Raw genomic sequence first — 12813 nt, 5'->3', positions numbered from 1 at the left:
CCGCCTGCCCTCTTTCCATTTATCTAGTCAGCTAAATTGCCGCCATCGTGCCGCAGGAGAATGACCCGCCCTGCCCCGAAACGGCGGATCACCAGAGATGCGCGTTCAGGCAGAATCCGCAGCTCCACATGCACGTCTCCATTCGGCTCCATATGGCGCTTCAGAACTTCGCCCTGACGATACAGCCAGCTGAGCCCCTCTCCGTCTCCGGCATCGAGATGCACGCCCAGAAGGCTGTGTCCAGCGGTGATATGCTGTTCGATGCGGTTGAGAAGGGCATCGCTCCCCTGCCCTGTCAGGGCTGAAACGGCAATGGGCGCTTCATCGCTCTCCTGCCGGATCAGCTGGTTTTCCAGCGCCTCGGCCTCTTCAGCCGAGAGGCGGTCAACCTTGTTCCAGACATCCAGAACACGCCCGCCCGTTGTCAGCTCAATGCCAAGGCTGGTGAGAACGTCTGTCACATCCTGCGCCTGGGCTTCCGCATCAGGGTGGGAAATATCCCGTACATGCAGGATCAGATCAGCCTCAAGAACCTCTTCCAGTGTTGCCCGGAAGGCGGCAACCAGCTGGGTGGGCAGCTCGGAGATGAAGCCCACCGTATCGGAAAGGATGATCGGCGTGCCATGCGGCAACTTCACCGCCCTCAGCGTGGGGTCAAGAGTGGCGAACAGCAGGTCCTGCGCCATCACATCCGCCCGGGTCAGGCGATTGAACAGCGTGGATTTTCCCGCATTGGTATAGCCCACCAGAGCCACCACCGGGTAAGGCACACGCTTGCGGCTGGCCCGGTGCAGGCCACGGGTGCGCTTGACCTGTTCCAGATCCTTCTCGATCCGCACGATCCGCTCGCCGATCATCCGGCGGTCGGCCTCGATCTGTGTTTCACCGGGGCCGCCCAGAAAGCCGAAGCCGCCCCTCTGGCGCTCCAGATGGGTCCATGACCGCACCAGACGGGAGCGCTGGTAATTGAGGTGGGCAAGCTCCACCTGCAATGCCCCTTCCCGCGTGCGGGCGCGGCGGCCGAAGATCTCAAGGATCAACGCCGTGCGATCCACCACCTTGGTGGACCATGCCCGCTCCAGATTGCGTTGCTGGACAGGGGTCAGTGCGGCATCGAAGAAGACCAGCCCGATCTCCTGATCGCGCACGATCTCGGCCAGCTCCTCGACCTTGCCACCCCCCAGATATGTCGCCGGGCGGATCTCGGAAAGCGGCGCCAGTCCGGAATACACCACATCCAGATCAATGGCCGCAGCAAGGCCGATAGCCTCCTCAAGCCGCGCCTCTGGAGAGCGACGTTCGGGGGTGGCGCGCTGGGCGCGGCGTGAAAGCGCAGGCGTAATGACAGCGCAGCGTGTGGGCCGCACGCGATGATCAACGCCGGAGCCCTCGCCCCCGGCGTTCTTCACATCACGTCCCCCACGCCCTTCAGCGGGCTCTCGTTCCACAGGTGTCAGCTCTTTTCCGCCCCTTCATCGGTCGGGTCGAAGAGCTGCACGGGCTGGCCCGGCATGATGGTGGAGATGGCATGCTTGTACACCAGCTGGGAATGCCCATCGCGGCGTAGCAGCACGCAGAAATTATCGAACCAGGTCACCACGCCCTGAAGTTTCACCCCGTTCACCAGAAAGATGGTGAGGGGAGTCTTGGTCTTGCGTACATGATTGAGAAACGTGTCCTGAAGATTTTGGGTCCGTTCCGCCGCCATTTTCGTATCCGTTTGTTCCGGCGTTATGTCCACGCGCCACACGCAGAAATAGCAAAGCCGCCCGTGGAAGTTATTTCGCTAAAATGACACAGCCATTGGGCAGTGCAATAGTCTTTTGCCATGCAGCAGGGCAATGTGCTTCTCTTAGCTCATGAAGAAAATTCTGTAAAATCGTGAAAGCGTTGCCGCAAACGCATGGCAACCGGCCCCGGCTTTCCGGCCCCGACAATGGTGTCATCAATCCGCACAACCGGCATCACAAGGGCTGTTGCGGCGGTATTGAAGGCCTCGGCCGCCTCGTATGCCTCATTGAGGGCGAAGGGGCGCTCCTCCACCCGCAACCCCAGCGCGGCGGCCTCCTCCAGCACGATCGTGCGGGTGATGCCCCGCAGAATCCCGAAATCGGCCGGGCGTGTCACCAGCGTGCCATCCTGCGTCACAATCCAGGCATTGCTGGAACCACCCTCTGTCACCAGACCCCGGCTGTCCACGAACCACACCTCGCGGGCCCCGGCCTCCCGCGCGGCCTGCTTGGCCAGCACATTGGGCAGCAGGCCAACGGTCTTGATATCCACACGGGCCCATCGGCACTCCGGCTGGGAGATGACGGCAATACCATTGCGGGCCAGCGCATCCGCCGCCGCCCTGCTGGCGCTGCGCGCTGTCACGACAATGGCGGGTGGAACCTGCGGAGACGGGAAGAAATGGTCTCGCCGCGCCACGCCGCGCGTGACCTGAATATAGACGATCCCCTCTCGCACCAGATTGCGCCGGGCGACCTGCCGCAGCACGATTTCCAGAGCCGCCCGCGACATCGGCATGGCGATGCGCAGCTCGGACAGAGAGCGCTCCAGGCGGTCCAGATGCCGGCGCATATCCACCAGATGCCCGCCACGCACTTCGCAGACTTCATAAACCCCATCTGCAAACTGGTAGCCTCTATCTTCGATATGCACCCCCGCCATGGCGTGAGGCACATACTGACCGTTGACATATGCAATGCGAGACATGAACCACGCGCCTCAAGGCCGCCAGAAGGCGTAGTGAATGGTGACGAGAAGACCGATGATTTCCAGACGACCGGCCACCATGGCCAGCCCCGCCACAATAACAGAGCCCGCAGGCAGGGAGGACAGCGCCGGCCAGCCTGTCCCGCCCGCATCATAGATGGGGCCGGTATTGCTGACGACAGCCGCCGACGCCATCAGGGCGGCATCAAGGCTTGGCAGGCCGGGGGCAAGCGCAATGACGCAAAAACCGAAAATGGCGAACAAGGTCGCCAGAGCCACCCACACGCCACGCATGGTGGAGGCCATCCCGCCTTCCCCAAAGGCAACCGGCTGCGCCAGATTGGGATAGACCAGCCGCAGCAGATCGCCCCGCGCCCGCAAGAGCATGGAGCGCAGGCGCATGATCTTCAGCCCGCCTGTCAGGGACAGCGCACCGCCACCCAGCAGAACCACACAGATGACCAGCACCAGAGGCAGGTTCTGATAGGTGCCGTCATCCGGCCCGATGCCGCTGGTGGCAATAAGGGAAGCGGATGTGAACAGCCCGTCCCGCAGCGCCTCCAGCGCCTCCGGGCTGGTGGTGCGGAACATGACCGAGCCCAGACCGATGCCCAGAATGACCCAGTAAATGAGGAGAATCAGGCTCTCCTTCTGTTCCGGTGAATTGTTCACGCGACGGGAAAACAGGGTGCGATGCCAGAGCACGCTGGTGGCTGCCCACAACAGAAAGGGAATGAGAATCCATTTCGGCGCCTGATCTCCCTCCAGCGCAATCTGCGCCTCGGGCGGCAGATGCGCTCCGGTGGAGGCCACAGCCGATGCCAGCGTAAAGCAGACATAGATGGTCTGCCCATTGATCAGCAGGGCCAGAAAACAGGCTATCGTCCCCCCCACATAAAGGGGCACGATCTGGCGCATGGCGCTGCGCAGATCCACCACATCGGGCATCATGCCGCCGCGTGGCGAGCGGTCCGGCAGGCCGCCAAGGCCCGTGGGTGCCAGAATGGCGACAACGGATGTCAGGGTCAGCAGCCCTCCACCCCATTGCAGCAAAGCGAACCAGATATAAAGGCTTCGCGGTCCCAAGCTGACGGCACTCGTTCCGGTTGCCGTCAGGGCCGAGACGCTTTCCAGCCAGGCGGCCAGAGGCGAAAGGCCGGAGATCGCGGCAATGGAGGGCATGGCGGCAACGGGCAGGGCCATCCACAGCAGAAAGAGGCTGAAGAGGCCATCCATCCGCCGGAACCGCAGGGAGTTGCCTTCCGTAGTGAAGCGCATGGCCCCACCCAGAAAAATGCACATCAGCGATGTGATGACATAAATGGAGACATGCTCCTCGCCATCGCGCAGAGCCACCAGCGCAGGCGCCAGGGCCAGAATGCCCACAACGATCAGGGCGCTGGAAAGCGGGCGGGCGGAATAGATCATCGACGATGCCGATCAGAAGAATTCAAGCGCGACACGGAACATCTGTTCCACACGCTTGATCCGCTCGGCAAGGGCGAACAGCACCACCCTGTCATGCGCCCGCACGACCAGATCCCCCCGGGGCTGCAAGACCTTGTGATCCCGCAGGATCGCGCCGATCCTCACCCCATCCGGCAGGTTCAGGTCTCGCAGGGCCTTGCCCACCAGCGGTGAGGTCTCAAGCGCCTCAGCCTCAATGATTTCACCAGAACCATCCAGCAGGGCATGCACGCCGCAGATGCGGCCGCGCCGCACATGCTGCAACACTCTGGAGACCGTGATCTGGCGCGGATTCACATGGGCATCAATCCCCAGCCCCCGGGCGAAACCGGCATAGCCCTGCTCGTTCAGCAGGGCCAGAATGCGACGGGCGCCGATCTGGCGGGCCAGAAGGCAGGAAAGAATGTTGATCCTGTCATCATTGGTCAGCGCAACCATGATGTCAGCTTCACCGACTCCGGCTTCATCCAGAATCGAATGATCAAGCGCATCACCATTCAGCACGAGAACCCGTTCTGTTGCTTCTGCAATGGCTTGCGCGCGTTCCTTATCATGCTCGATCAACTTGATGCGCGCCTGGGGATTTCTCTTCTCAAGTTCGCGCGCCACATAAAACCCGATATTTCCGCCCCCTGCGATGACAATGCGCTGCCCCGGCATTTCGTCATAGCCGAACAGGGTCAGCGTGCGCTCAACCTGATCGGCCTGAGAGACAAAATAGGCCGTATCCCCCGCATGGAGCTGGTCCATGCCGGAAGGCACAATGGTACGGCCGTTCCGGTTGATCGCGACAATGGTGGCGTGCAGCTCGGGAAACAGGTCCGTCAGCTGCTGGAGGGGAGCATTCAGAATGGGGCAGTCTTCCGCGCAGATCACACCCGCGGCCACCACGGCGCCATCGGCGAACGACACCGTATCAATCGCGCCCGGCAGGGAGAGGCGGCGCAGGACCATTTCCCCGACCTCGATCTCCGGTGAAATGACGACATCAATCGCCAGATGCTCCCGGGAGAACAGGTCGCTCCATTCCTGCGCCAGATAGGTCTGGGCGCGGATACGGGCCACCTTGGTGGGAACATTGAACAGCGCATGGGCGATCTGGCAGGCGACCATATTCACTTCATCATGAAGCGTGACGGCTATGAGCATGTCTGCCTGATCGATTCCGGCGCGGGCCAGAACATCCGGGTGCGCACCCCAGCCAACGATCCCCCGGACATCCAGCTGCTCGGTCACCAGCTGAATACGGCGCGCATCGGAATCAATGATCGAGACATCATTCTGCTCGGCGGCGAGGCGCTCGGCGATACCAAAGCCAACCTGCCCTGCGCCGCAGATCACAACGCGCATGGTTCTTCCCTTGCTTGCTCAACAACAGAGCCGAAGACGGACGAGACAGATCATGTCTGCGAGTATCGCGCAAGCCATGCCGCGATGAGACGATTGGCGGGGCATGGGGCACCGGCCGCGCGAGCCGGCCAGCCCATGCGCCTGCGCACTTCACCGGGTCTCAGCGATTGAGGAACTCCAGCTCAGGAATCGGGATGAATTCCACATCGCCCGATTCATAGGCCGGCAGGCCGCACAGAAACTGCCCGGTTTGCCGACTCACAAACACGCCCGGCTCACGTCCTCCGCCGATAAAGAAATAGAGCGTGCGGCCGGCTATGGAGCCCATTTGGGGGTCTGACCCCGGAATGTGACGGGGCTTGTTCGAGATATTCGCGGTCAGATGAATGGCGGTGATCCAGCCCTTCTCCCGCCGGTATGGCGCATATTCGGGGGTGATGCGGGCGGTGATGTCATTCAGATCGCCCCACTGCTCTCCGCCCAGAGGCTGGCAATAAGCGCGCAGAGCTGCAACCGCCTGCTCCACCTCTTCCTGGGAATAAACGGAACGCGTGCCCGTTACCCGAATGGCCGGGGGCGGTGGGGGCTGGAGGGCGGCTTCCGCCTCATCTGTCCGGGCGGGCGGGGCAGCCGCCGGCTCGGAGGTGGAGGGGGCCGGCTGGCGGGCAGGCTGGCGGGCAGGACCGGGCAGGCGGAGTTGCGGCTCCGGCCTCTCCTGTTCCTGCTGATGCTCCTGGGCCTTCACAGGCAGAATCCCGATGACGAGGGCCAGCAGCATCGGCCCACACCGCACCATCCATGACCTGCCCATATCTTCCCCTCGCCTTGCAGCAGCCCGCAACAGACTCACCCGACCCCAAGGGCCTTGAGCTTCCGGTGAAGGGCCGAGCGCTCCATGCCGACAAATTCTGCCGTGCGGGAAATATTACCGCCGAACCGGCTGATCTGCGCGGCCAGATATTCACGCTCGAAAACCTCACGCGCCTCACGCAACGGAAGCCCCATGAGATGCTCCCCCCCATTGCCATTGGGCAGGCTCGGCACCATGGCGCCCACATCCGGCGGCAGCATGGAGGCAGTGATGGTGCCTTCGGGGTCGCCACCGGCCAGAATCAGCAGCCGCTCCACATTGTTGCGAAGCTGGCGGACATTTCCTGGCCAGTCGTGGGACTGAAGTACCGCCATCGCATCCTCGCCGATTGGCCGACGCGGCATGCCCGTGGACTGGGAGATGGTATCGACAAAGAACTCCACCAGAAGCGGCACATCCTCCCGGCGCTCCGCCAGCGGCGGCACGCGCACAGGCACCACCGAAAGGCGATGGTACAGATCCTCACGGAAATGCCCGCGGGCGATCTCCTCTTCCAGATTGCGGGCGCTGGAGGAAATGATCCGCACATCGACACTGATGCGCTCATTGGAGCCAACGCGCGAGAAGGTCTGCTCCACCAGAACGCGCAGCACACGGCTCTGGGTTTCGCGGGGCATGTCGGCCACTTCATCCAGAAAGAGGGTGCCGCCATGGGCCTCCTCCAGCGCGCCGCGCTTGGATTCACGCCCCTCACCATCAGCAACGCCGAACAGCTCCACTTCCAGCCGCTCCGGCGTGATCGCCGCGGAATTCAGCACCACGAAAGGCCCGTGCGCCCGCGCCGAACTGGCATGGATCATCCGCGCGGTCAGTTCCTTACCGGAGCCCGAGGGGCCGACGATGAGGATGCGGCTATTGGTGGGGGCCACCCGCTCAATGGTATTGCGCAACTGCTGGATGGCGCTGGACTGGCCAACCATGGAGCGCGCATTCGGCGTCAGTTGCTTGAGCTCCTTCAGCTCCCGCTTCAGGCGCAGGGTCTCCAGCGCCCGCTCGGCAACCATCACCAGCCGATCGGCATTGAACGGCTTCTCGATAAAGTCATAGGCACCGCGCTTGATGGCTGCCACGGCCGTTTCGATATTGCCATGCCCGGAGATCATCACAACTGGAATATCCGGATGTTGTGCCTTGATTTCATTCAGCAATTCAAGCCCATCAAGGCGGCTGCCCTGAAGCCAGATATCGAGAAAGATGAGATTGGGGCGACGCGATGAAATGGCCGCGATCGCACTGTCGGCATCGCGGGCCGTGCGGGCGCTGTAACCCTCATCCTCCAGAATGCCGGCCACCAGTTCGCCGATATCGGCTTCGTCATCAACGATGAGAATGTCCATGGCCATATGTCAGGCCCTCCCGGCTTCTGTTGTGCCCTGCTTTGGGGTTCCGGCCTCTGCGGGCTGGCCGTCCACGCGCAGGTAAAGGCGAATCCACGCTCCGCGCCCCTCCGGGGAGTCCTGAAGCTGGATGGAGCCGCCATGCTCTTCCATGATCTTTCCAACAATGGCGAGGCCAAGCCCCGTCCCTTTTTCACGTGTGGTCACATAAGGCTCCAGAAGCCGGCTGCGCTGATCCTTCGGCAGCCCCATGCCATTGTCCGTAATATCGATAATCAGGTTCTCACCCACCTGTTCCGCCTTGATGCGGATACACCCCTGCCCCCGAATGTTTTCAGGAACTGCATCAATGGCTTCTGTGGCATTCTTAAGGAGATTTGTAAGCGCCTGAGAAACCAGCCTGCGATCAAACCGGGCCGGCAGGCGATCCGGCAGGCTCATCTCGAATTCCACAGAGGGGTACCCTACCCGCATCAGGAACACGGTCTGGCGGATCGTTTCCGCCATGTCCTGCGCATCCACCACAGGCTTGGGCATGCGGGCGAATGAGGAGAACTCATCGACCATGCGGCCAATATCGCCGACCTGCCGGATGATCGTATCCGTACATTGGTCGAACACATCCCGGTCCTGCGTGATATGCCGGCCATATTTGCGCTTGAGCCGCTCGGCCGAAAGCTGGATCGGGGTGAGCGGGTTCTTGATCTCATGGGCGATGCGACGGGCCACATCAGCCCAGGCCGCGGTGCGCTGGGCATTCACCAGCGCGGTGATGTCATCCAGCGTCACCACCCAGCCATGGTCACCCTCGGTCGATTGCTCGGTGGTGACGCGCATGGCCAGAATGCGCTCGCGCCCATTGCTCTGCACGGTGATGTTGCCCTGAACAATCCGCTCGCCAGCCTTTTCGGCATCGGCCAGAAGGGAGGCGGTTTCAGGCACCACCTCGGCCAGCTTGCGCCCGAGCGCCTCGGCCTCGCACACCCCGAGGAGGCGCTCTGCGGAGCGGTTGGCGATGGTCACCCGCTCATCGGCATCCAGACCGATCACCCCTGCCCCGACACCGGCCAGCACGGCTTCCGTGAACCGGCGACGACTGTCGATCTGGTCGCGGGCCCGCACGATATCATTGCGCTGGGTCTTCAGCTCGGCCGTCATGTTGTTGAAGGTCGCGCCGAGCGTGGCGAGATCCCCTTCGGCCTTGTGGACGGGAACCTGCACATCCAGATTGCCTGCCGCCACCCTGTCTGCCGCCCACATCAGGCGACGGATGGGCGCCACCAGCCATTTCGAGAAATTGATACCCATCCACATGGCCGAGAGCAGCACGATGAGCGTGATGAGCGCATACATGATGGCGAAGGCCAGCTGCACATTGAAGCGCCGCTCCTCCAGCTCCCGGTAGTCATTCAGCGTATCGCTCGTCACCTTCAGAAACCCGATCACGCGCGGGTCGATCGGGCGGGCGACATAGAGAAACAGGTCGTCAAAATCGGCCAGGGGAACGACCGCACTCACGAAATCCGCATCCGAGGGCAGATAGATGATCGGCTGGTCGCCTTCCGCCTCATTGATCGCGATATTGGCGGGCACGAGATATTCACGCTCCGTACGCAGATCCGCCTTCTGCACCACGGAAAGGTTGCGCTCGATGATCTGCGCGCCGGGCACATTGCGCAGGGCGGCCTGGGCGGTCAAAATCTCGCGGAACTTCTTCGGATCGTTCTTGTAAAGCTCCTTCAGGCGCGACAGATCCTTGGACATGGCGAGCACATCGCCACGAATGGAAAGCGCATGCTCCCGCACATAGGCCTGCGCCACGGAGCCGGCCGTCGCCACAATATCCTGCGTTCGGGTTGCGAACCAGCGATCCAGACTCCGGTCCAGCGTCAGGCTCGCCACCACGGCCACCACCAGCGCCGGCACCACGGCCACGACAGCAAACAGGCCGACGATGCGCACATGCAGGCGGGCCGCCGCCCTGCCCTTCACGCGCGCGCGCAGGATGCGCCAGACCTCTGTGGCGATGATGGCCAGCAGCACCAGCCCCGCCCCGCCGCAAATCGCCAGCGTGATGACCACCACCTCGGGCGTGGGCACGATGGAGGTCAGCCCCATCAGAATCAGGAATGTCGCCACCGCTGAGGCCAGCGCGAGCGTCATCACCACAGGTATCAGCAGGCGCTTCAACAGGCTGCGCCTGCGCTGCGGCAAGACCGGCCCATCATTGGCTGGCATCATCTTCATGCTTACACATGTCCTCGCTCCTGATGCCACCTGTTGGCGCGGCTTCAGATCGTGACTGATGCAGTGATATGACACTGGTGCAAAAATGTGACATTGCGCGCCACCATCTCGTTTTGCACCCAGCATTTCCGAAAAAAGGTACCATGGTGAGTTGCTGCGCGTGTGAATGCACAAAAAAACCGGGCGCGGAAAAAGCGCCCGGTCTCATTTCACGGTGTGGATGTGAGCCTGCTACCGGTTGGTTCGGATCACCTGCAGGTCCAGATCGCGAATCTTCTTCCGCAGGGTGTTGCGGTTCAGGCCGAGCAACTCCGCCGCCTTGATCTGGTTGCCCCGTGTGGCGGCCAGCGCCGCCGACAGCAGCGGATATTCCAGATCCCGCAAGATCCGGTGATACAGCCCCGGCGGGGGCAGATCATCACCAAAGCCTGCGAAATAGGTGTTCAGGTGGCGCTCCACAGAGGCTGCCAGCGTGGCATCCCCCGCCCCCTCCTCACCCGAAACGCCGGGCTGGTTTTCGGAGAGCTCGGCATCGATGATCGCCGTGGTGATGATATCCTGCGGATAGAGCGCGGAAAGCCGGCGCACCAGGTTTTCCAGCTCACGCACATTGCCGGGCCAGCGATAGCGCTTCAGCTTGTCGAGCGCGGCCGCCTCGATCTGCTTGGTCGGCAAGCCCTCACGCTCGATCAGGTGGAAGAAGTGCCGCATCAGGTCCGGCACATCTTCGGAACGCTCGCGCAAGGGGGGCAGGCGCAGGGGCACCACGTTCAGGCGGAAGAACAGGTCCTCGCGGAACAACCCCTGCTGGATGAGGGACCGCAGATCCTTGTTGGTGGCGGCGATGATCCGAACATCGGTCTTGATCGGCGTGCGCCCGCCCACGGTGGTGTATTCACCCTGCTGAAGCACACGCAGAAGGCGGGTCTGCGCCTCCATCGGCATGTCGCCGATTTCATCGAGGAACAGCGTGCCCCCCTCCGCCTGCTCGAACTGTCCGGGGTTGCGGGCGGTGGCTCCTGTGAAGGACCCCTTCTCATGGCCGAACAGCTCGCTCTCGATGAGATCACGCGGAATGGCGGCCATGTTGATGGCCACGAAAGGGCCGCTCCGCCGCTTGCCATAATCATGCAGCGCGCGGGCCACCAGTTCCTTGCCGGTGCCGCTTTCACCCACAATCATCACGGTGAGATCCGTCTGCATGAGGCGTGCGAGCAGCCGGTAGATTTCCTGCATGGCGGGGGAACGGCCCACCAGCGGTATATTCTCCTGCTCGTCCTGCGAGAGGCCAACGGCATGCCCCTTGCGCGGCTCCGCCAGCGCCCGCCCCACGATGGAGGTCAGCTCCTTCAGGTCGAATGGCTTGGGCAGATACTCATAAGCCCCCCGCTCCGAGGCGCGGATGGCCGTCATGAAGGTGTTCTGGGCGCTCATGACGATGACGGGCAGCTCTGGACGCAGCCTCTTGATGCGCGGCAAGAGATCAAAGGCATTCTCATCCGGCATCACCACATCGGTGATGATGAGATCGCCGTCGCCCTGGCTGACCCAGCGCCAGAGTGTCGCCGCATTGCCGCAAGAGCGCACATCATAACCTGCACGGGACAGGGCCTGATTGAGCACCGTGCGGATCGCGGCATCATCATCTGCGACAAGTATGCTTCCGCTTGGCATGGAGGACCTCATCTGGATTCTGCGGTCATGCTCCTGCTGTGTACATCGGCAGGAGCACGCGGAATGTGGTGCGACGCGGCTGGCTCTCGCATTCGATCAACCCGCCATGGTCGCCTATAATCTTGGCAACCAATGCAAGACCCAGGCCACTTCCGGTGGGCTTGGTGGTCACAAACGGGTCAAACAGGTGCGGAATCAGGTCATCCGGCACGCCGCGCCCGTTATCACGCACGCAAAACTCAAGCGGCAGGCTGACTCTGCTCGCCGCGCCGGGAATGGTGAGCCGGACACCGGGACGGAATGCGGTGGTGATCTGAATTTCACCATCCGGCAGGCCGTCGATCGCTTCTGCCGCATTTTTAATCAGGTTGAGAAAGACCTGAATCAACTGGTCCCGGTTGGCGAAGACCGGCGGAAGGGAGGGGTCATAATCCTCCACAAAGCGCACATCCCGCCCGAAGCCTGCCGAAGCCAGGGTCCGCACATGCTCCAGAACCGCATGAATGTTCACCGGCTCGCGCTCCACCGGCCGCTCATCGGAAAAGACCTCCATGCGGTCCACCAGCTTCACGATCCGGTCCGCCTCGTCGCAGATCAGCCGCGTCAGCACCCGGTCATCATCGCCCGCGGATTGCTCAAGCAGTTGGGCCGCGCCGCGAATGCCGGAAAGCGGATTCTTGATCTCGTGCGCCAGCATGGAGGCCAGAGTCGTAACGGAACGTGCCGCACCACGATGGGTGAGCTGGCGGTCCATCTTGTCGGCGATGGTGCGCTCCTGAAACATCACCACCACATGGCCGGGATTGTCGGCCACGGGGGCGACATGAATATCCACCACCCGTTCACCGCCATTGCGCGGGGTGCCGAGATCCACCCGATACTCGTTCACTGGCGCGCCCCTTTCGCGCACCTGCTCGATGAGACCCAGCAGGGGGCTGCCAAAGGGCACGAATTCGGCAAAGGGGCGCCGGCGCAGCAAAGGCGTGCTGACCTGAAAGAAGGTCTCCGCCGCCACATTCGCCTCAATCACATATCCATTGCCGGCAATGGTGAGAATGGGGTGCGGAATAGCGTCCAGAATGGCAGAGCTGAGGCTCTGTCCAGATTTTCCATTGAAATCCATGAGCTTCTCGCCACTACCGCTCCAGG

The 12813-nt window shown here is 62.4% G+C and carries 10 protein-coding genes; all 10 read right to left on the bottom strand.

What is annotated here, in order from left to right; genetic code table 11:
- Nucleotides 1-23 precede the first annotated feature (23 nt).
- On the bottom strand, nucleotides 24-1409 hold the full coding sequence (hflX, locus tag ACT6QG_RS01520; protein WP_444975835.1) for a GTPase HflX: 1386 nt from the start codon (nucleotides 1407-1409) through the stop codon (nucleotides 24-26).
- 44 nt (nucleotides 1410-1453) lie between these two features.
- Nucleotides 1454-1708: an RNA chaperone Hfq gene (hfq, locus tag ACT6QG_RS01515; protein WP_444975834.1), complete on the bottom strand. Its 255-nt coding sequence runs from the start codon at nucleotides 1706-1708 to the stop codon at nucleotides 1454-1456.
- A 149-nt stretch (nucleotides 1709-1857) separates the two neighbouring features.
- Nucleotides 1858-2718 (bottom strand): D-amino-acid transaminase, encoded by an 861-nt coding sequence (locus tag ACT6QG_RS01510; protein WP_444975833.1) that lies wholly within the window; start codon nucleotides 2716-2718, stop codon nucleotides 1858-1860.
- 12 nt (nucleotides 2719-2730) lie between these two features.
- Nucleotides 2731-4146 carry a hypothetical protein gene (locus ACT6QG_RS01505; protein WP_444975832.1) on the bottom strand — a complete coding sequence of 472 codons (1416 nt, stop codon included), beginning with the start codon at nucleotides 4144-4146 and terminating at the stop codon, nucleotides 2731-2733.
- 12 nt (nucleotides 4147-4158) lie between these two features.
- Nucleotides 4159-5535 carry a Trk system potassium transporter TrkA gene (gene trkA, locus ACT6QG_RS01500; protein WP_444975831.1) on the bottom strand — a complete coding sequence of 459 codons (1377 nt, stop codon included), beginning with the start codon at nucleotides 5533-5535 and terminating at the stop codon, nucleotides 4159-4161.
- A 160-nt stretch (nucleotides 5536-5695) separates the two neighbouring features.
- Complete coding sequence (locus ACT6QG_RS01495) at nucleotides 5696-6346, bottom strand: hypothetical protein (RefSeq protein WP_444975830.1); 651 nt, start codon at nucleotides 6344-6346, stop codon at nucleotides 5696-5698.
- Nucleotides 6347-6381: 35 nt separating this feature from the next.
- Nucleotides 6382-7749, bottom strand: a complete 1368-nt coding sequence (ntrX, locus tag ACT6QG_RS01490) for a nitrogen assimilation response regulator NtrX (RefSeq protein ID WP_444975829.1) — start codon at nucleotides 7747-7749, stop codon at nucleotides 6382-6384.
- Between the two features lie 3 nt (nucleotides 7750-7752).
- The gene (locus ACT6QG_RS01485; RefSeq protein WP_444975828.1) at nucleotides 7753-9990 is read right to left on the bottom strand and encodes a sensor histidine kinase NtrY-like; all 2238 of its coding nucleotides are present in this window, start codon (nucleotides 9988-9990) and stop codon (nucleotides 7753-7755) included.
- A 231-nt stretch (nucleotides 9991-10221) separates the two neighbouring features.
- On the bottom strand, nucleotides 10222-11664 hold the full coding sequence (ntrC, locus tag ACT6QG_RS01480) for a nitrogen regulation protein NR(I) (protein ID WP_444975827.1): 1443 nt from the start codon (nucleotides 11662-11664) through the stop codon (nucleotides 10222-10224).
- A 25-nt stretch (nucleotides 11665-11689) separates the two neighbouring features.
- Complete coding sequence (locus ACT6QG_RS01475) at nucleotides 11690-12787, bottom strand: two-component system sensor histidine kinase NtrB (RefSeq protein WP_444975881.1); 1098 nt, start codon at nucleotides 12785-12787, stop codon at nucleotides 11690-11692.
- Nucleotides 12788-12813 lie beyond the last annotated feature (26 nt).

The organism is Haloleucobacter ellipsoideus (assembly GCF_052491725.1).
This window is presented reverse-complemented; position numbering and strand designations above follow the sequence as displayed.

What these genes read in the sequence shown, in the direction of transcription:
- ntrC (WP_444975827.1), bottom strand. Translation starts at nt 11,664, where the DNA reads ATGCCAAGCGGAAGCATACTTGTCGCAGATGATGATGCCGCGATCCGC.
- trkA (WP_444975831.1), bottom strand. Translation starts at nt 5,535, where the DNA reads ATGCGCGTTGTGATCTGCGGCGCAGGGCAGGTTGGCTTTGGTATCGCC.
- ntrX (WP_444975829.1), bottom strand. Translation starts at nt 7,749, where the DNA reads ATGGCCATGGACATTCTCATCGTTGATGACGAAGCCGATATCGGCGAA.
- hfq (WP_444975834.1), bottom strand. Translation starts at nt 1,708, where the DNA reads ATGGCGGCGGAACGGACCCAAAATCTTCAGGACACGTTTCTCAATCAT.
- ACT6QG_RS01510 (WP_444975833.1), bottom strand. Translation starts at nt 2,718, where the DNA reads ATGTCTCGCATTGCATATGTCAACGGTCAGTATGTGCCTCACGCCATG.
- ACT6QG_RS01505 (WP_444975832.1), bottom strand. Translation starts at nt 4,146, where the DNA reads ATGATCTATTCCGCCCGCCCGCTTTCCAGCGCCCTGATCGTTGTGGGC.
- ACT6QG_RS01495 (WP_444975830.1), bottom strand. Translation starts at nt 6,346, where the DNA reads ATGGGCAGGTCATGGATGGTGCGGTGTGGGCCGATGCTGCTGGCCCTC.
- ACT6QG_RS01475 (WP_444975881.1), bottom strand. Translation starts at nt 12,787, where the DNA reads ATGGATTTCAATGGAAAATCTGGACAGAGCCTCAGCTCTGCCATTCTG.
- ACT6QG_RS01485 (WP_444975828.1), bottom strand. Translation starts at nt 9,990, where the DNA reads ATGAAGATGATGCCAGCCAATGATGGGCCGGTCTTGCCGCAGCGCAGG.